This is a genomic window from Glutamicibacter sp. HZAU (assembly GCF_004100365.1).
GTDB classification, from domain to species: domain Bacteria; phylum Actinomycetota; class Actinomycetes; order Actinomycetales; family Micrococcaceae; genus Glutamicibacter; species Glutamicibacter nicotianae.
In genome coordinates this window covers 37,483-55,990 of sequence record NZ_SCKZ01000007.1, presented here as the reverse complement: position 1 = coordinate 55,990, position 18,508 = coordinate 37,483, and the positions used below count along the sequence as shown (strand labels likewise).

Below are 18,508 nucleotides of genomic sequence, written 5' to 3'. Positions count from 1 at the left end.
TCTAGGCGTCGAAGTCGACGCTCAGCTTCTCGCTGGTCGGGTGCGACTGGCAGGTCAGCACGTAGCCGGCTTCGACTTCCTCTGGTTCCAGCGCGTAGTTCTCGGCCATGGTGACCGTGCCGCAGGTGACCTTGGCACGGCAGGTGCCGCACACGCCGCCGGCGCAGGCGAATGGAACGTCCGGCCGGACGCGCAGTGCGGCGTTCAGCACGGTCTCATTGGCGCGCACGGGCGACTTGACTTCGCCCTTCAGGCCATCGAGGTTGAAGCTGATCTCATAGCTTTCCTCGTTCTCGTCCACCTCGACCGGGCGGCCGATATGCCCCTGCGGCTTGGTCGGCTCACCGGTGGTGAACAGCTCGAAGCGGACCTTTTCCGCGGGAACGTCCAGGCTGGTTAGCTGGTCGCGGACCAGCTGGACGAGTTCGAATGGGCCGCAGAGGAACCATTCGTCCACGTTCGGCGCCTGGACCACGCTGGTCAGCAACGTGGTGAGCTTCTCTGCGTCGATGCGGCCGGAGAGCAGCGGCGAGATGCGCTGCTCGCGGCTGAGCACGTGATGCAGCGCCAGACGCGATGGGTAGCGGTCCTTCAGGTCAGCCAGTTCCTCAAGGAACATGACGTCCATGGCTGCCTTGTTCGCGTAGATCAGGTCAAAGCGCGTGTGGTCATTGGCTTCAAGGATCGTGCGGGCAATGGCCAGCACCGGGGTGATGCCCGAGCCGGCGGCAACTGCCACGAAGCGGTCCTGCGCTGTGGTGTCGATGCTCGATGGATCGTTGATCTCGGTGAGCTTGTGCTTGGAAATGAAAGCACCAGCGGGGCTCATCACGTCGATCTGGTCCCCCGCGGCCAGGGATTCGTTGGCCCAGGTGGAGAACAGGCCGCCGAGGTCGCGCTTGATCGCTACCTTGATCTCATCCCCGGTTGGAGCGGCGCAAATGGAGTAGGAACGGCGCAGCTCGACGAGTTCGCCTTCGGCGTTGGGAATTTCCTTGCGCAACGCCACGTACTGGCCTGCAACGTAGTCGTATTCCTCGCTCAGTTCTGCGGGAATGGCGAAAGTGACTTCAATTGAGTCCTTGGTCAGCCGGCGCACGTTCGAGACATTGAGCCGGTGGAAGGACGCCCGGCGTCGGGTGGGTGTGGTTTGTTCGGTCATGAGAGCACCTTGAAGTAGTCGAAGGGTTCCAAGCAGTCTTTGCAGGTGTAGAGCGCCTTGCAGGAAGTCGAGGCGAACCGGGCCAGCTCACGCGTGTTCAGCGAGTGGCACCGCGGGCACTTCACGCTCATGCCCAGGGTGACGCGGCCTGCATGGCCCTTGCCGGTGGGTGGAGCGATCCCGTACTCTTCGAGCTTGCTCTTCCCCTCCTCGGTCATCCAATCGGTTGACCACGCTGGGGTCAGCACCAGCTTGACGTCAACCTTTTCATATCCGGCATCGCCGAAAACGGCGTACAGGTCTTCATTGATGGCATCCATCGCCGGGCAACCTGAATAGGTTGGGGTGATGACCACCTGCACGGTTCCATCCTCGGCCATGTCCACTTCACGAAGGATTCCCAGGTCTGCAATGGACAGCACCGGGATTTCCGGGTCGGTCACCTTCGATGCGATAGCGAACAGGTCCTTGGCGTCAGCGATCGTTTTGCTCAAGACTGCTTCCCCCTTATTCGGGCAAAAGTTGCGTAATTACCAGCTGGCACCGGGGTGCTTGCGGGCGAGAACTTGCATCTCCGCCAACAGGTAGCCCAGGTGTTCGGAGTGCTCGCCACGGCGGCCGTAGGCCATGGCCTGACCGGTGGAAGGAATCTCCAAGCCGGCTGCATCCAGTACCGCGGTGATTTCTTCCTCCCACGCGGAGCGCAGGGTGGAAGGCAGCACGGCGATGCCCTCAAGGTTCTGGTGAACTTCTTCATCGCGGAACATCTCATCGACGTACGGCCACAGGATTTCCAGGGCGTGGCGCATCTTGGCGGCCGATTCCTCGGTGCCCTTGCCCAGGCGGATGGTCCACTGGATGGCGTGGTCGCGGTGGTAGTCGACTTCCTTGACTGCCTTGGCCGAGATGGCGGCCAGGGTTTCATCCTTGGATTCGGTCAGCTGCTTGTATAGCAGGTTCTGGAAGATCGAGACGATCAGCTGGCGGATGATGGTGACGCCGAAGTGGCCGTTGGGCTGCTCGACGATCCACAGCGAGGTGAATTCCTCTTCCTCGCGCCAGTAGGCTAGATCGTCCTCGGTCTTGTCCCACGCCAGCCCGGCGTAGGTAAGGAAGGAGCGGGCGTGGCCGAGGACGTCCAGTGCAATGTTGCCCAGGGCAACATCTTCTTCCAGCTCGGGAGCGCGGGAAATCCAGTGCGACATGCGCTGGGCCAGGATCAGGGCGTCATCGCCCAGGGTCAGTGCGTACTGCGCAACTTCTTCGCTCGGCTTGACGCCGCCCACAGCGATGTCTTCCGGTCGCAGGGCGTTGCCCGGGGTGACGCGGGTGGCCGAGGCCAGCGCATCGCCGAAGCTGTCGAGGGCTTCGTCGAGTTCTTCGTGCTTCACAGGTGCTTCACTCCCTCGCTGGCCTTGTAATAGGTCGCGTGGCGGTAGTCCTTGCCCTGAGGGGATTCGAAGAAGGCGTCCTTCTCATCAGGGTCGGAGCTGATGATGTCGGTGGACTTCACAACCCACAGGGACACGCCTTCGTTGCGTCGGGTGTACAGATCACGGGCGTTGCGCACGGCCATCTGGGCATCCGGTGCATGCAGGGATCCGGCGTGGACGTGCGAGAGTCCGCGGGATGAACGGACAAATACTTCCCACAGGGGCCAATTGCTCTGTTGGCTCATGCTAGGCAACCTCACTTTGTGCTTGTTTTGCTGCGTATGCTGCGGCGGCTTCACGGACCCAGGCGCCCTCGCGGTGCGCTTCGCGTCGGCGTTCCATGCGCTGCGCGTTCACTGGGCCGTTGCCCTTGATGACTGCCATGAATTCGTCCCAGTTCAGATCCTTGTGGATCCACTGCTTCTTTTCTTCATCGAAGTGCAGCTCGGGATCCGGCAGGGTCAGGCCGAGAACCTTGACCTGTTCGGCGATCATGCCGACGAAACGCTGGCGCAGTTCGTCGTTGGAGAAGCGCTTGATCTTCCAAGCCATGGACTGCTGGGAGTTCGGCGACTGCTCGTCTGGCGGGCCGAACATCATCAGGGCTGGCTCGTAGAAGCGGTTGATGGCATCCTGCGCCATCTTCTTCTGCGCATCGGTGCCGCGCGAGAGCGAGAGCAGGATCTCGAAGCCCTGGCGCTGGTGGAAGGATTCTTCCTTGCACACGCGGACCATGGCGCGACCGTAGGGGCCGTAGGAAGCACGGCACAGCGGAACCTGGTTGGCGATCGCCGCCCCATCGACCAGCCAGCCGATAGCGCCCATGTCCGCCCACGTGCGTGCGGGGTAGTTGAAGATCGAGGAGTACTTGGCCTTGCCGGAGAGCAGCTGCTCGTTGTACTCGTCGCGGGTGGTGCCCAAGGTCTCGGCGGCCGAATAGAGATAGAGGCCGTGACCGGCTTCGTCCTGCACCTTGGCCATCAGAATGGACTTGCGCTTCAGCGATGGAGCGCGGGTAATCCAGTTCGCTTCAGGCTGCATGCCGATGATTTCGGAGTGCGCGTGCTGCGAGATCTGGCGGCTGAGGGTCTTGCGGTACTTCTCAGGCATCCAGTCGCGTGGCTCGACGCGGGAGTCCTGATCGATCAAGGCGTCGAAACGCGCTTGGGACTGCTCTTCTTCGTAGCTCGGGACGGCACTCAGTCCCGGCTCCTGCGGTGTGGTCGGGGCCATGGGTTCACCTCATCGAAAACAAATTACATACTGACCGTTCGTTCAGTATGTCAGAGTGCGCTCGATCACGTCAACATGAACCCGCCTCCAGGCGCAACAAAACCCCGGGAAAGATTTCCCGGGGTTTGCGAAAGCTGGGACTTAGGCGTTGACGAGCACCTTGTCCGCCTTCTTGCCCTTGAAGATCAGCGCATCAAGCGAGATCCGTCCAGGGCCCACCAGAAGCAGCGCCAGTGCCCCGGCGGCCAGTGCCAAGACGAGCTCGAAGCCGCCATTTTCCACGAAGACTCCACCCGCAGCGTGAACCATGAACAGCGCGACGACCATCTGCACACCCAACAGGCCTGCGAATACGCGGGTCAGCAGGCCGAGGATAATAGCGGCACCGCCAGCGATCTCCAAGGTTGCAGCCACCGGGGCAAGCAGGCTGGCGGCAGGAACACCCATTTGGCCAAAGGCCGCGGTGGTTCCCTCGATGGTGAACTGGAAATACTTCTGCCAGCCGTGGGCCAGGAAGAGGAATCCGAAAGCCAAGCGAAGCAGGGTGCGGGCAGCAGCCTGCAGGCCTGCGTTATTTTCCAGAGCAGACATTAGTGAACTCCTAAAGATTGAAATGCAGGGACAAGTCCCATTCAGTTACTGCCTCAACCCTATTGGAAAATTAGTTGAAACTTCAATAATATGAAGGAATTTGCCGCGTACGCTTTGTCACGAAAAAACCGTGCTGCCCGCAACCAGGTTCAACTAGTTGCGGACAGCACGGTTTCCGGCTGGCTGCGCGGCTGCGGCCTAGAGGACCTTGGACAAGAAGTCCTGGGTGCGCGCCTGCTGCGGATTGCCGAATAGCTGTTCAGGCTCGCCCTGCTCGCAGACAACTCCGTCAGCCATGAAGACCACCCGGTCGGCTACTTCACGTGCGAAGCCCATCTCGTGCGTCACCAGAACCATGGTCATTCCGGTATCGGCCAGCTCCTTGATGACCTGCAGCACTTCGCCGACCATCTCGGGATCCAGAGCGCTGGTCGCTTCGTCGAAGAGCATGATGCCCGGAGCCATGGCCAGCGCGCGGGCGATTGCCACACGCTGCTTCTGGCCGCCGGAGAGCGAGGCCGGACGGGCGTTGGCCTTCTCGCGCAGGCCCACGCGTTCCAAAAGCTCCAGGGCACGCTCCCGGGCTTCGGCCTTGCCCATCTTCTTGAGCTCGACCGGTGCCAGCATGATGTTCTCTGCGACGCTCATATGAGGGAACAGGTTGAAGTGCTGGAACACCATGCCCACATGGCGGCGCACCTCGTTGATGTCCACCTTCGGATCGGTGACATCGAAGCCGTCGACAACCACCTTGCCTGAGGTAATGTCCTCGAGCTTGTTCAGGCAACGCAGCAAGGTGGACTTGCCGGACCCCGACGGTCCGATCACGCACACCACTTCGCCTTCGCGCACGTCCATGTCGATGCCCTTGAGCACATTGTTGGACCCGAAGGACTTGTGCAGGTCTTTGACCTGGATCTTCACGTTGTCGCTTTGCACGGTTGAGGTGCTCACTTGTTGAACCTCCGATCGGCATAATTTGCCAACTTGGTCAGCGCCATGATGGCGATGAAGTAGATGATGCCCACGATCAGCAGGGTTTCAGTGACACGGAAGTTCGCCGCGTAGATCTGCTGGCCCTGGTAGAGCAGCTCGGTGAAGCCGATAGCCAGCAGCAGCGAGGAGTCCTTCAGGCTGATGATCAGCTGGTTGATCAGCGACGGGGTCATCATCTTGAAGGCCTGCGGGATCACGACCTTCTGCATCGACTTTCCGTAGCCCAGGCCCAGCGAACGTGACGCTTCGAGCTGCCCCGGATCCACCGACTGGATACCGCCGCGAACAATTTCGGCGACATAGGCGCCGGCGTTCAGCGACAGCGTCAGCACACCAGCAGTCCAGACGCTGATCTCCCAGCCGGTCAGCTGCGGAAGACCGAAGTAGAACATGAATGCCCAGAGCAGCAGCGGGGTGCCGCGGAAGATGTTCACGAAGGTCGTGGCGATGCCGCGAAGCACGATGTTCCCGGAGATCTTCATGAATCCGAAGATCAGGCCCAACGCCATCGCGATGGCGAAGGAAATCGCTGTCACCAGCAGGGTGTGCCACAAACCGGTCATCAACGCCGGCATGGACTTGACCAGCAGATCGAAGAAGTTGCTCGGTTGCGCAACGGTCGGATCGGCAAGGTAGGAGTCCAGGATCTGCTGGTACTCTCCGCTGGCCTTCAGCTCGGCCAGCCCGTCATTGAAGGCCGCCAGCAGCGCGGTGTTCTCGCCCTTGTTCACGGCGAAGCCGTAGGAACCGCCAGGAACCTTGTCGGTGACGGTCTTCAGGCCATTGCCCTGGGCGATGCCGTACGCCAGCACCGGGTAGTCATCGAAAACGGCAACGGCGGAGCCGGCCTTGACCGATTCGTACATGGTGGCCGACTGGTCCAGGGACTTGACCTGGAAGCCGTATTCCTTGGCGATGGACTTGGCGTAGGTCTCGCCCTCGGCACCGGTCTTGGCGACAACGGTCTTGCCTTTCAAGTCCTCGTAGCTGGTGATCTCGTCATTGTTCGCTGCGACAGCCATCTGGACGCCGGACTCGAAGTAGGGCTCGGAGAAGTCGTAGATCTCCTTGCGCTCGTCGGTAATCGACATGCCGGCGATCACGCCGTCCACCTGGTTGGAGGAGAGGGCTGCCAAGGCGGCGTTGAAGCCCAAGGACCTGATTTCGACTTCAAATCCCTGGTCTTCGGCAATGGTGCGCAGCAGATCCATGTCGATACCGGTCAGCTCGCCGTTCTGGCGGAACTCGAACGGCGCGAACGTCGTATCCGTGCCGATGACATAGGTTTGGCCCTCGACGCTTTCGCTGCCTTGGGCCATGGCCGATGGTGCGCCAACGACCAGTGCCATCAAACCGATGGCAGCCGCGGCTATCCACCTGGCCAGGCGCCCGGCGGGGGCAGCTGTTCTTTTCTTTTCCACTGATGAATCGCTTTCTCGTGCTGAAGGGCGAATGGCCCAAGGTGCAGATGATACGTTCTGTCTGCAAGCCTAGGACGAATAAAGCCTAGCCGGTACCCCACGACTCGCCTGCACTTGCATCGTTACCGGTTTGAAACCGCGGTTCTGTCCGCGCTGAGCATAGCTGCTGCCGCAAGCATCGGCAGTGGGATTGAATAGGGGTATGACTCCTGAATCATTGACCGCAAATGCTCCGCGTGCCGCGAAGCTGCCCACCACCCGCAGCTTCCACGGCGACGACTTCATCGACAACTACGAATGGCTGCGCGAGAAATCCAACCCGGAGGTCATCGCCCACCTGACCGCGGAGAACGAGTACACCGACGCCATTACCGCTGGCCAGCAGCCGTTGCGCGATGCCTTGTTCAGCGAGATCAAGGGCCGCACCGTTGAAACCGACCTGTCGGTTCCGGTGCGCCGCCGCGGCTGGTGGTACTTCACCCGTTCAGCCGAAGGCAAGCCCTATACGATCCAGTGCCGTGTCAAGGCCGCGGACACCGGGGACCTGGTGGCCGACTGGACTCCCCCGGTCATCGACCCGGAAACCGCGCTGCCCGCCGAAGAGGTGCTGCTCGATGGCAACGCATTGGCCGATGGGCAGCCGTTCTTCTCGCTCGGAGGCATGGCCCTGAATGAAGCCGGCAACCTGCTCGCCTACTGCGTCGACAATGCCGGCGATGAACGGTTCACCCTGTTCATCAAGGACCTGGAAACCGGCAAGCTGCTGGCCGACACCATTGACGGGGTGTTCTACGGGCTGGCCTTCTCCCCCGATTCTTCAACGATCTTCTACACGGTAGTTGACGAGACCTGGCGCCCGCACCAGATCCGCGCCCACCGGCTGGGCACCCTTCCAGCGGACGACAAGATCATTTTCGAGGAGAATGATCCAGGCATGTGGCTCGGCTTCGATCTGAGCCCGGACCGCAAGACGCTGATGATCTCCAGCGGCAACTCCGAATACGCCGAAACCAGCATGCTGGACCTGCTCGATCCTTCGGCGGCAGTGGTCCTGCTCGTGCCGCGCAGCTTGCGCCTGCTGCACGGAATCGATCTGATGCCGGGCGCCGGCCAGGCATTGATCACCCACGACCATGAAGCTCCGAACAATATGGTGTCGCTGGCGTCCGTGGACCAGCTGGGCGAGAACACCGACCCCGCCAAGTGGCGCACCGTGGTGGCCCATGAGGACACGGTCAAGATCGAAGGCACGGCAGTAACCAGTTCGCATGTGGTGCTCTCGGTTCGCCGCGACACCTGCGAGCGGGTTCAGTTGCTGGCCTTGGATGGCCTGGGCACCTCAGCCCAGCAGGCGGCCATTGAACCGGACTTCGAGGATGAGCTGTTCACCGCCTCGGCGACCTTCGCCGAGATGGAGGCGCCGTTGATCCGCATCGGCTATACCGCAGACTTCACCCCGGCCCGCATCTACGACCTGTGGCTGGAAGACCAGTCGCTGGTGCTGCGCAAGCAGACTCCGGTGAACAACTTCGACCCGGCCAAGTACCTGTCCACGCGCGAGTGGGCCACGGCGGCCGATGGCACCAGGATTCCCTTGACCATCATGCGCCGGGCCGACCTGGACACCTCGGTTCCCCAGCCGGTGCTGATCTACGGCTACGGTTCCTATGAGGCTTCCATGGATCCTGGTTTCGGCATTCCCCGCTTGAGCGTGTTGGATCGCGGCGTGGTCTTTGTCATCGCGCATGTGCGCGGCGGCGGGGAGCTCGGCCGCAACTGGTACCTGCAGGGCAAGAAGATGCACAAGAAGAACACCTTCACCGACTTCATTGATTCCACCCGGTACCTGATCGATTCGGGTTGGGCCGATCCGCAGCGCATCGCCGCTCTGGGCGGTTCGGCCGGCGGACTGCTGATGGGTGCCATAGCGAATATGGCCCCGCAGCTGTATACGGCGATCATCGCCCAGGTGCCTTTCGTCGATGCGTTGACCTCCATCCTTGATCCCGAGCTGCCGCTGTCGGCCTTGGAATGGGAAGAATGGGGCAACCCAATCGAGAGCAAGGAGGTCTACGACTACATGAAGTCCTACACCCCTTACGAAAATGTCACTGCACAGGACTACCCGAAAATCGCTGCGGTCACCTCGCTGAACGACACCCGTGTACTGTACGTAGAACCAGCCAAATGGGTGGCCAAGCTGCGCGAAATCGGTACCGGGCAAGAACCGATTGTGCTGAAGACCGAGATGGATGGCGGGCACGGCGGCGCGTCGGGACGCTACGAGTCCTGGAAGTCCCGAGCGTGGGACTATTCCTTCGCCTTGGACGCCCTGGGCTGCACCGAAGAAATGTGACAACGTGAGGAACGGCGGCCATGCACCAGATCAAGATCAGCGACTACCGCAACGACCCCGCGGTACGCCGCTTGCTGGTGCTGGCCGCCGAACCTGCCAATGAGCAGGCGCTTGAAACGCTGCTCGATGAATGCGAAGGACTTGAGGTCCTTGCCAGCACGACTGCCTCAGGCGACGTCACGGCACTGGCTGCCTACCGGCACAGCGATAGCTACGCGATCTGCGTCGAATATCTTGCCGTCGATCCAGCACTGCAAGGACAGGGTCTGGGCTCCGCCTTGCTGGCTGGACTGCGCGACACCTATCAGAAGAACATCTGGGCCACCACCGATGATGATGCGGTGGGCTTCTACCGTGCGCTCGGTTGCCTCGTCTCGCCGTCGGCTGCCGACCCGCGCTGGCCGGAGGCCCAGCGGTACCTGTGCACCTTGCCCTGCTGCCCGCTGCTGACCAGCCAGCCGGAAGAAGATCCGGGATACGAGGCTGTCGGCGGCGAACTGATGCGCGGACTGATCGCGATTGCCGAACCGACCGAACAGTGGGCCAAGGACTTCCACCGCCTGCGCGATCAGATCGCCGATGCACTGGGTTCCACCGCGCTGGCCATTGAGCACACCGGTTCCACGTCTGTTCCCGGCCTTCCCGCCAAGCCGATCATCGACATCATCTTGCTGGTCCCCGATGCGAACCAGGAAGCGTCCTACGTCCCAGCGCTGGATTCCACCGGCATCATTCTCTGGCACCGCGAACCCGGGTGGTACGGCCACCGCATGCTCAAGCCGGCTGCCGGTTCACGGCTTCCCGAAGCCAATATCCATGTCTTCAGCGCAGGAAGCCCCGAGCACCTGCGGCACCTGATTTTCCGCGAACATCTGAAACACAACGAAACTGACCGCCTGGCATATGCCTCGGTCAAGCGGGAAGCTGCCCGTGCGCTGGCCGCGAGCGACGGAGAAAATGGACTGGTCATGGACTACAACAGGATCAAGGAGCCGTTCATCCTCGACGTGCACCAGCGAATTTTCACCCGCTAGTTCTCCTGTTTGCCCTCGCTGAAACAGTACCGCCAAAACGCTCGCCTAACTTGACTTACCTCACATAATGTTATTACCTAATGATCGTTCGGTAAATAATTCGGCGAAGGAAGATGATGAGCGAAACACAGGTAGAGAATTCGGTGCCGCACGCCATTCTTCACAATGACTACGCCACGCAGTGGATGGGAATCGAAGTTGTTGAGGTCTCCGACGGCCACGCTGTCATCACCATGACGCTCCGGCAGGAAATGCTCAACGGTTTCGGCATTGGCCACGGTGGAATGATCTTCGCTCTGGCCGACACTGCGTTCGCACTGAGCTGCAATCCGCAGGCAGGCTCGGATGAGACCATCACGGTCGCGTCCGGTGCCGACGTCAACTTCCTCAAGCCAGCCATTCCCGGACGAGTGCTGACTGCCACCGGCAACCGTGTCTCGCAGCAAGGCCGCAGCGGGATCTACGACATCAAGGTGACCCAGCCAGCGGCCGACGGCTCTATTGAAACCGTCGCAGAGTTCCGCGGACGTTCGCGCACCGTCCCGAAGCCCAAGAACCGCTAAGCACCCAGCCCACTCGACACGAAAGTTTCAGCATGTCCCAGAACACCGACCGCGACAGCCTTCCGAATCCGCTTGATCCAGAAGAAACCATGAGCCGTGAGCAGATCGAAGCGATCCAGCTGACCCGCTTGAAGGAAACTCTGCACCATGCCTACAACAACGTGCCGTACTACAAGGCAAAGTACGATGCCGCTGGTGTGCACCCTGATGACCTGAAGGAACTGAGCGACCTCGCTAAGTTCCCCTTCACCGACAAGGAAGATCTGCGCAAGAACTATCCATTCGGCATGTTTGCCGTTCCGCAGCATGAGGTCGCCCGCATCCATGCTTCCTCGGGCACCACCGGACAGCCCACCGTGGTTGGGTACACCAAGAAGGACCTGGAAGACTGGGCCAAGCTCGGCGCCCGTTGCCTGCGAATGGCCGGGGTCAAGCCAGGCTGGAAGGTCCACAACGCCTACGGCTACGGGCTGTTCACCGGCGGCCTGGGTGCGCATGCCGCAGCCGAGTACCTCGGCGCCACGGTCATCCCCATGTCCGGAGGCCAGACCGACAAGCAGATCTCGCTGATCCAGGACTTCGAGCCTGACGCGATCCTCTGCACTCCGACCTACCTGCTGACCATTGGCGATGCCATGCAGCGCAAGGGCCTTGATCCGCGATCCACCTCGCTGAAGGTGGCCGTGCTCGGCGCCGAGCCATGGACTGAAGAGATGCGCCACGAGCTGGAAGAGATGTTCAACATCACCGCCTGCGATATCTACGGCCTCTCCGAGGTCATGGGCCCTGGCGTGGCTGGCGAATCCGGAGAACGCAAGGATGGCAGCCACATCTGGGAAGACCACTTCCGCCCGGAAATCATAGATGCTTTCGACGAGACCAAGGTGCTGCCCGATGGCGAGCACGGCGAACTGGTCTTCACCTCGCTGACCAAGCAGGCCCTGCCGATCATCCGCTACCGGACCCATGACCTGACCCGGCTGATGCCTGGCACCAGCCGCCCGGGACACCGCCGCATGGGCCGTATCACCGGACGCAGCGATGACATGATCATCCTGCGCGGCGTGAACTTGTTCCCAAGCCAGATCGAGGAATTGATCCTGAAAGTGCCGACCCTGTCGCCGCACTTCCAGCTGATCCTGACCCGTCCGGATCGCATGGACCAGCTGGCAGTCAAGGTGGAGCGCCGCAGCGAGGCGTCCATCGAAGATGCAACCAACGGCGCCAATGAACTCGCCAAGCTGATCAAGATCCATGTCGGTTCTTCCTGCGCCATTGACGTCGTCGAGCCGGAATCGCTGGAACGCTCCATGGGCAAGCTCAAGCGCATCTTCGACATGCGCGCTAACTAGTCCCGACCGGGACATGGGATAATAACGTAATCATGGGACTTACCGATACTGCCAACCGTCCGGCCAAGCGTGGCCGCCCCGGTTACGATCAAGAAGCCGTTTTGCGTATTGCCGTCGAGGCATTCAACGAATACGGCTACGACGCGACCTCCATGGGCAAGCTCGCCGATCGCTTGGGTATCAGCAAATCCGCGATTTACCATCATGTCCCGTCAAAAGAGGACCTGTTGCGGCTGGCCTTGGACGAAGCGCTGATTCCCTTGGAAGCAGTGATCGCCGAGGTCCGCTCCCATGAGGGCACCGCAGATGAGCGCCTGGAATTCTTCCTGCGCGCAACGTTCCGGATCCTGCTGGACAAGCGCTCCTACGTGACCTTGCTGCTGCGCCTGCGCGGCAACACTGAACTGGAGCGCCAAGCACTGCAGCGCCGCCGCGCTATGGACCGCCAGCTGGCGGAACTGGTGACCGCCGCGCAGTCGGATGGCATGTTGCGTGCCGATTTGGAACCACGGGCTACGGCAAGGCTGCTTTTCGGCTTGATCAACTCGGTGGTGGATTGGTATCGCGCCGACGGGCCCATCAACGGAACCGAACTTGAAGACCAAGCCGTTTCCCTGCTCTTCAATGGCTTGCATACCGTGAACGCCTAGCTGCACGGCAAGGCTACGCGTTGGCTCCCGCCTTCCAGGTGGGAGCCAATGTCGTTAACCGGGTGCGGAGGCACCTGGATGTGGCGCATCCAACCTGGCAATCTTGCCATCCTCACAGAATTCACAGCTAGCATCGAAGGGGTGCTTCCAGCACCGGACATTCTCGATCAACTAAGTGAAGAGCGCTGTGGATTCCATCTTAGAAACCCTTTTCATGGCTACCGCCGACAGCAGTAGTTCCTTTGTCCAGATCCTGCTTTCTGCCGCGAGCATGCTGCTTGTCTTCGTCTCCGCGGCTCTGCTGGCGCACCGCAATGACCTGGGCTGGTGGACCCTGATTCTGGGCGTCTTCGTTGGCCCGGTCATTACCTCGATGCAGTTCGATCTGCTGGGACTGATCTACGCCGTTCCGCTGCTGCTGATCGCCATCTTCGGCCTGTGGCGCTTCTCCCGCTTCGAGCTCAAGGGCAAATTCACCCGCATGGTCACGAGCACCACCGTGACGACATGGTCCGCGCTCGGCCTGCTCGTGGGCTTGATCCTGCTGGTTGCCCTGCGCTTCGGCCCGTTCCTGTTCAATGGCGGATTCATGAGCGCAACCCCGGAAATCTGGGTCCTGTACTTCGCCGATGCGGCCATCTTCGCGTCATTCGTCATGGTTGCCCGCGGCGTGCGCGCCGGCTGGCTGGTGCTGGCCGTGGCTGCCGTTGCCGATCTGGTTGTCTACTTCCTGATCTCCCCGATGCTGGGCATGATGGGCTTGTTCGTCTTCATCGCCTTGGCCGCCGCGTACGGCTACTTCCTGTGGCGTGGCCTTCCTGCCCAGGCTGCCGAGCCGGTGCAGGTCGAGCTGGACGAGGAAGAGCTGGCCTTGCAAAAAGCCAAGCAGGCAACCTTCGACAAGCTGAATGCCAAAACCGAAAAGTAGCTGAACCTAGAATGATCCCGCCCCAGTGTGAACTGGGGCGGGATCATTTTTTGTGGCTAATTGCGCCAGCTGTCGTTCAGGTTCAGGGAACCGTCCGCATTCACGGTCGCGATGCGGTTGGCCCCTGATTCCCACGTGGCATTGCCGCTCTGGTCGTACTTGACGTACTTGTATTCGAACTGCGTTCCTGCCGGAAGGTCCACCGTTCCGCTCCAGCTCGGGTAGCTGGCAGCTGATAGCTGTGGCGCCTTGGCCGGATCCCAGCTGCCTAGTTCCGGCCGGTTGCCTACGATGCGGATGTTCTGCCCCATGACGGTTTGGGCGGTGACCGCGACGCTGACATCAGCGGTGTCTTCGACCGGATCCGGCGTTCCTGATCCGCCATCGGATACGGCACCGATGTGCAGGGCCATGGCACCGTAGGCAGGCAGTGTCGCGGTGAACTTGCCGTCGGCGCCCACAGTGATGGTCTTCGAGCAATCGCCTCCGGACACCACATCACAATAGGTGCCAGCGGCCAGCGAGCTGGTGTATTCGCGGGTGGTTGCCGCCGAGGTGTTGTTGATGGCTACGAAGCCCTTATTGCCGCGGCCGTATGCGATCTGGTTGCCGCCATCGTCCCACCAATTGCTGACAGCCGCGTCGCCGACGGCGTTGTTGAAGCCCACCATTCCGGTGATTTCATCTTGCCGCTGTTCGCAGGTCCAGGCGGAGGAGTCGCAGTCGGCATTGGGTACCGATGCGTCGCTGGCGCCCGGAGCCCCCGCATCCTTGTCGGTGAACGTGTATCCGGAATACACGGTGGGCGATCCGTAAGGCCAGGAGAGCATGAAAACATTGGCCAGCAGGTACTTGGCGCCCCACTTGTAGTTCATGGATTCGCCGTTGCGTTCGGTGTCGTGGTTGGTGACAAAAACCCCGGCCCGGTCGCTGGTGAGCTTGCCGTCGCCGATGAAGCGCAAGTTGGCGATTTGCGCGTCGAAATCATGCTTGAGCTGCCGCGAATAGTCGAATTCGTGCGAGTCGCCACTGCCGAGGTATTCGCTCTCCTGGATCGGTTCACCCGACGCCCCGATCACCTCGTGGACCCAGTACACGCCGGGGTTCTTCATCTTGGATTTGATGCCTTCGAGGTCCGTTGCGGGGATGTGCTTCGAGGCATCGATGCGGAATCCGGATACCCCAAGCGAGACGAGGTCATCGAGATAGTCGGCGATGTTTTGCTGGACGTAGCTGCTGGAGGTTTTCAGATCCTGCAAGCCCACAAGGCGGCAGTGCTGCACTTGCCAGCGGTCGGCATAGTTGGTGATGTTGGTGCGGCAATCGTTGAAGTCCTGGGCCGAATACTCTGGGAAGTTGTCATCGGAGAAAGCCGAGCCTGCGGTTCCAGTACCGGTCTGCCCGGCTCCGGTCATGTGATTGACCACGGCGTCTGCGATCACTTTCACGCCTGCATCGTTGCAGCTTTTGACCATGGCGGAGAATTCCTCGCGGTTGCCCAGTTTCGAGTCCACCTTGTAGCTCACCGGCTGGTACGAGGTCCACCATGCAGTGCCGCGCAGGTGCTCAGCTGGAGGCGAGACCTGGACGTAGCCATATCCTGCTGGACCGATGCTGGACTCGCATTCCTGGGCTACCGAATTCCAGTTCCATTGGAACAGGTTGAGGATGACATCCTTGCCGTCGTTGGATGGGGTGGCGGCTTGGGCGGGTGCCGCGAACAACGGTGCGGCGAGCAGGGCGAGCGAGACGCCGAGTGCTGCCACCGGCTTCACCGTTTTGGCTCCGTGCCGGCATTGTGTTGATTTGGCGCGTGATGGCAAAAGTCCCACAGAAAAACTCCTTTGTTGTGATGATCGGGCTGCGATAGCTCGACGCGACAGCGTCGGGATCGCTCAACCACACATTCCCCATCAACGCGTGGCCTGCGACACAACTGTAAGCGTTTTCTTAGCTCTCTCCAATAAGTAAATTTCTGTAAATACGTTAAACCCTCGAAACTGTCCGCGTAAATTGCCCTAAAATTTTTTCACTCCACGCCAAATCTTGCCAAAGTTGGAAACGCTTTCATAAATATCCGGCAAAGCTGTCCTGGCTCCGAGCACGCAAAAGGGTGGATGCCGTGGTTGACGGTATCCACCCTTGCTGAAGTTGCGTTTTAGCCTTCGAAGTTGGCGTAGGTGAGGTTTTCTTTCTCCACCAAGGTCAAGACATCGTAGGTCGCGACAATCTCATCATTCTGGTTGTGCAAGATCGCATCCCATGCGACCTCGCCATATTCATCGGTGACTCGCGGCGTGATTTTCTTGGCCGTCAGGGTCACGCGGATTGAATCTCCGGCAGCCACCGGGGTGATGAAGCGCAAGGATTCCAATCCGTAGTTGGCTAGCACTGGCCCCGGCGCTGGCTCTACGAACAGCCCCGCGGCCCAGGAAACCAGCAGGTAGCCATGGGCCACGATGCCGGGGAAGAACGGATTGGCTTCCGCGGCGGCCTGGTCGGTGTGCGCGTAGAAGGTGTCACCGGTTTCGTTGGCGAATTCGGTGATCTTCTCCAAGCTGACTTCGCGCAGGTCCGAAGCGAAACCGTCACCAATCTTCAGCTCGGCCAACGATTTGCGGAACGGGTGGACGTTCTCCGGCTTGCCGCCGAACTTCGGGCTGCCTGCCAGCGACTGCTGGGCGCCGGTATGCCAGACTCCGCTGAGCGCAGTGATCATGTTGGGCGAGCCCTGGACCGCGGTGCGCTGCATGTGGTGCTTGACCGAGCGGATGCCGCCGAGTTCTTCGCCGCCGCCGGCGCGGCCTGGGCCGCCGTGGACCAGGTGCGGAACCGGGGATCCGTGGCCGGTGGTGGACCGGGCGGTTTCGCGGTTCAGGATGTGCACGCGCCCGTGGTGGGCGGCGATGCCTAGGGACAGGGCACGCATGGATTCGGCGTCATTGGTGCACACGGTCGCGACCAGCGATCCGGCGCCCATGGCGGCGAGCTCCACTGCCTCCTCGACGCTGCCATAGCCGATGACTGAGCTGACCGGGCCGAACGCTTCGCGCGAGTGCACGATCGGGTTGCGCGCGTCGTTCCAGCGCAGCACCACAGGCGACATGAAGGCACCGGATTCCGCTACGGCATCGGTTTCCGGAGCCACTCGTACCGCCGGGGCATCCAGCCGGCCGTAGGCCAGCTCGCCGCCAGCAGCGATCATGTCCTCGACGGCCCCGCGCACGTCGGCCAGCTGCTCCAGCGAAGCCAAAGCGCCCATGGTGACGCCCTCAACACGCGGGTCGCCGATGACTACGCGTTCATCGATGCGCTTGCCGATGGCGGCGATGACCGCGTCAACCTGAGCGGCCGGCACGATGTTGCGGCGGATGGCGGTGCACTTCTGTCCGGCCTTCGACGTCATCTCATTGACGACAACCTTGACGAAAGCGTCGAATTCAGGGGTTCCTTCCACCGCGTCCGGGCCGAGGATGGCCGCATTCAGGGAATCGGTTTCTGCCGCGAAGCGGACACCCCCGTCGATGACGTTGCGGTGCGCCTTGAGCTTGCTGGCGGTGGATGCCGAGCCGGTGAATGCAAACATGTCCCGGTAGTCCAGGTGGTCCATGATGTCGCGGGCGGATCCGGAGAGCAGCTGCAGGGATCCTTCAGGAAGGATGCCCGAATCCAGCATCATGCGCACCGCCGCTTCGGTGAGGTAACCGGTGGGGGTCGCCGGCTTGACGATTGTTGGCACGCCGGCGATGAAGGCAGGAGCGAATTTCTCCAGCATGCCCCACACAGGGAAGTTGAATGCGTTGACCTGGACAACAACACCGGCCATCGCGGTGTAGATGTGGGTGCCGATGAACGAGCCGTCCTTGCTCAGGGGTTCGGTTGGCCCATCCAGGATCACGTTGGAGTTGGGCAGCTCGCGCCGGCCCTTGGAGGAGAAGGTGAACAGCACGCCGATGCCGCCGTCGATGTCCACCATCGAATCGATCTTGGTAGCACCGGTCTTGAAGGAGACCTCGTACAGGTCCTTGCGCCGCTCGTTCAGGTACAGCGCCAGTTCCTTGAGCTTGAGCGCGCGCTCATGCAGGGACAGCTTGGCAAGTTCCCGCTGGCCGGTCTCTCGGCCGTAGGCGACGGCGCCGGCGACATCAAGGGGTTCCTTGGTGACGGTGGCGAGCAGCTCGCCTGTGTTGGCGTCGAGGACTTCGGTACCTCCCTCGGCTGCTGGGGTCTGCCATTGGCCGGCAATGAAACTTGGTACTGCACCAATCTGGGCTGTCGTCATCGACGCAATTCCTTTCTGAACGGTCGGTCAGTAATAGTGTTAACCATATCAGCATTGGCGTGATCGACGACACCTGAATGACTGCGCAAGAGAACGAGGTGAAGCGCCAGCGCCGACAACCGGCCGAAGCTCGCTATCGGCTGGCCCAGACACCCAGCTCGTTGCCGGAGGGATCAGTGAAATGCAGCCGGCGACCGCCGGGGAACGGATAGGCCGGCTGGTCGAGCCATCCGCCAGCGGCCTCGATGGCGCGCGCCGTGGAATCCAGGTCGTCGGAATACAGCAGCACGAAGGGCCCGCCAACAGGCCGCGGCTTGTCGGACAGCAGCAGTCCCCCGGACTCTTCAGTGCTCGCTTCCGGCATGAGGATGCCAGCGTACTGGTCACCGTAGTCGATGAACTTCCAGCCGAAGGCGGCCGCGTAGAAATCCTTTGCCGCCTGCAGGTCGGTGACGGTCAGTTCAACATAGTTCAAGGCATGATGCCGCGGTATTCCATCCATTCCCC

The 18,508-nt window shown here is 61.2% G+C and carries 17 protein-coding genes; 6 read left to right on the top strand and 11 right to left on the bottom strand.

What is annotated here, in order from left to right; translation table 11 throughout:
* Window position 1 precedes the first annotated feature (1 nt).
* The 8 genes from paaE to EKH49_RS12170 form a co-directional block, all read right to left on the bottom strand.
* Entirely contained in the window at window positions 2-1,162 is a 1,161-nt protein-coding gene (gene paaE / locus EKH49_RS12205) for a 1,2-phenylacetyl-CoA epoxidase subunit PaaE (protein WP_128471072.1), read from the bottom strand.
* Window positions 1,159-1,656 carry a 1,2-phenylacetyl-CoA epoxidase subunit PaaD gene (gene paaD, locus EKH49_RS12200; protein ID WP_128471071.1) on the bottom strand — a complete coding sequence of 166 codons (498 nt, stop codon included), beginning with the start codon at window positions 1,654-1,656 and terminating at the stop codon, window positions 1,159-1,161. Before paaD ends, paaE begins: the two co-directional genes overlap by 4 nt.
* A gap of 36 nt (window positions 1,657-1,692) precedes the next feature.
* Window positions 1,693-2,553 carry a 1,2-phenylacetyl-CoA epoxidase subunit PaaC gene (gene paaC, locus EKH49_RS12195; protein WP_128471070.1) on the bottom strand — a complete coding sequence of 287 codons (861 nt, stop codon included), beginning with the start codon at window positions 2,551-2,553 and terminating at the stop codon, window positions 1,693-1,695.
* Window positions 2,550-2,840, bottom strand: coding sequence for a 1,2-phenylacetyl-CoA epoxidase subunit PaaB (paaB, locus tag EKH49_RS12190; protein ID WP_038992280.1), 291 nt, complete (start codon window positions 2,838-2,840; stop codon window positions 2,550-2,552). The genes paaC and paaB overlap by 4 nt, the downstream gene beginning before the upstream one ends.
* 1 nt (window position 2,841) lies before the next feature.
* Window positions 2,842-3,828: a 1,2-phenylacetyl-CoA epoxidase subunit PaaA gene (gene paaA, locus EKH49_RS12185; RefSeq protein ID WP_128471069.1), complete on the bottom strand. Its 987-nt coding sequence runs from the start codon at window positions 3,826-3,828 to the stop codon at window positions 2,842-2,844.
* Window positions 3,829-3,969: 141 nt separating this feature from the next.
* Window positions 3,970-4,419, bottom strand: coding sequence for a DoxX family protein (locus tag EKH49_RS12180; RefSeq protein WP_128471068.1), 450 nt, complete (start codon window positions 4,417-4,419; stop codon window positions 3,970-3,972).
* A 198-nt stretch (window positions 4,420-4,617) separates the two neighbouring features.
* Window positions 4,618-5,373: an amino acid ABC transporter ATP-binding protein gene (locus EKH49_RS12175; protein WP_038992283.1), complete on the bottom strand. Its 756-nt coding sequence runs from the start codon at window positions 5,371-5,373 to the stop codon at window positions 4,618-4,620.
* The gene (locus EKH49_RS12170; protein WP_128471067.1) at window positions 5,370-6,836 is read right to left on the bottom strand and encodes an amino acid ABC transporter substrate-binding protein/permease; all 1,467 of its coding nucleotides are present in this window, start codon (window positions 6,834-6,836) and stop codon (window positions 5,370-5,372) included. The genes EKH49_RS12175 and EKH49_RS12170 overlap by 4 nt, the downstream gene beginning before the upstream one ends.
* 202 nt (window positions 6,837-7,038) lie before the next feature.
* On the opposite strand from EKH49_RS12170, the gene EKH49_RS12165 reads away from it, so the two are divergent.
* The 6 genes from EKH49_RS12165 (at window position 7,039) to EKH49_RS12140 (ending at window position 13,719) form a co-directional block, all read left to right on the top strand.
* On the top strand, window positions 7,039-9,192 hold the full coding sequence (locus tag EKH49_RS12165) for a S9 family peptidase (protein ID WP_128471066.1): 2,154 nt from the start codon (window positions 7,039-7,041) through the stop codon (window positions 9,190-9,192).
* 20 nt (window positions 9,193-9,212) lie between these two features.
* A complete protein-coding gene (locus EKH49_RS12160; protein ID WP_128471065.1) occupies window positions 9,213-10,226 on the top strand; it encodes a GNAT family N-acetyltransferase in 1,014 nt (337 codons plus the stop codon).
* Between the two features lie 116 nt (window positions 10,227-10,342).
* A complete protein-coding gene (gene paaI, locus EKH49_RS12155) occupies window positions 10,343-10,789 on the top strand; it encodes a hydroxyphenylacetyl-CoA thioesterase PaaI (RefSeq protein ID WP_128471064.1) in 447 nt (148 codons plus the stop codon).
* Window positions 10,790-10,821: 32 nt separating this feature from the next.
* Window positions 10,822-12,141 (top strand): phenylacetate--CoA ligase PaaK, encoded by a 1,320-nt coding sequence (gene paaK / locus EKH49_RS12150; protein ID WP_128471063.1) that lies wholly within the window; start codon window positions 10,822-10,824, stop codon window positions 12,139-12,141.
* A 32-nt stretch (window positions 12,142-12,173) separates the two neighbouring features.
* Window positions 12,174-12,791 (top strand): TetR/AcrR family transcriptional regulator, encoded by a 618-nt coding sequence (locus EKH49_RS12145; RefSeq protein WP_128471062.1) that lies wholly within the window; start codon window positions 12,174-12,176, stop codon window positions 12,789-12,791.
* A gap of 214 nt (window positions 12,792-13,005) precedes the next feature.
* Complete coding sequence (locus tag EKH49_RS12140; protein ID WP_128471061.1) at window positions 13,006-13,719, top strand: nicotinamide mononucleotide transporter; 714 nt, start codon at window positions 13,006-13,008, stop codon at window positions 13,717-13,719.
* A gap of 56 nt (window positions 13,720-13,775) precedes the next feature.
* Here the strand turns inward: EKH49_RS12140 and EKH49_RS12135 are convergent, their stop codons facing one another.
* The 3 genes from EKH49_RS12135 to EKH49_RS12125 form a co-directional block, all read right to left on the bottom strand.
* Entirely contained in the window at window positions 13,776-15,485 is a 1,710-nt protein-coding gene (locus tag EKH49_RS12135; protein ID WP_128471060.1) for a carbohydrate-binding module family 20 domain-containing protein, read from the bottom strand.
* A gap of 392 nt (window positions 15,486-15,877) precedes the next feature.
* Window positions 15,878-18,001, bottom strand: coding sequence for a phenylacetic acid degradation bifunctional protein PaaZ (gene paaZ, locus EKH49_RS12130; protein WP_121867160.1), 2,124 nt, complete (start codon window positions 17,999-18,001; stop codon window positions 15,878-15,880).
* A 133-nt stretch (window positions 18,002-18,134) separates the two neighbouring features.
* A complete protein-coding gene (locus EKH49_RS12125; protein ID WP_038992293.1) occupies window positions 18,135-18,503 on the bottom strand; it encodes a VOC family protein in 369 nt (122 codons plus the stop codon).
* Between the last annotated feature and the right edge of the window lie 5 nt (window positions 18,504-18,508).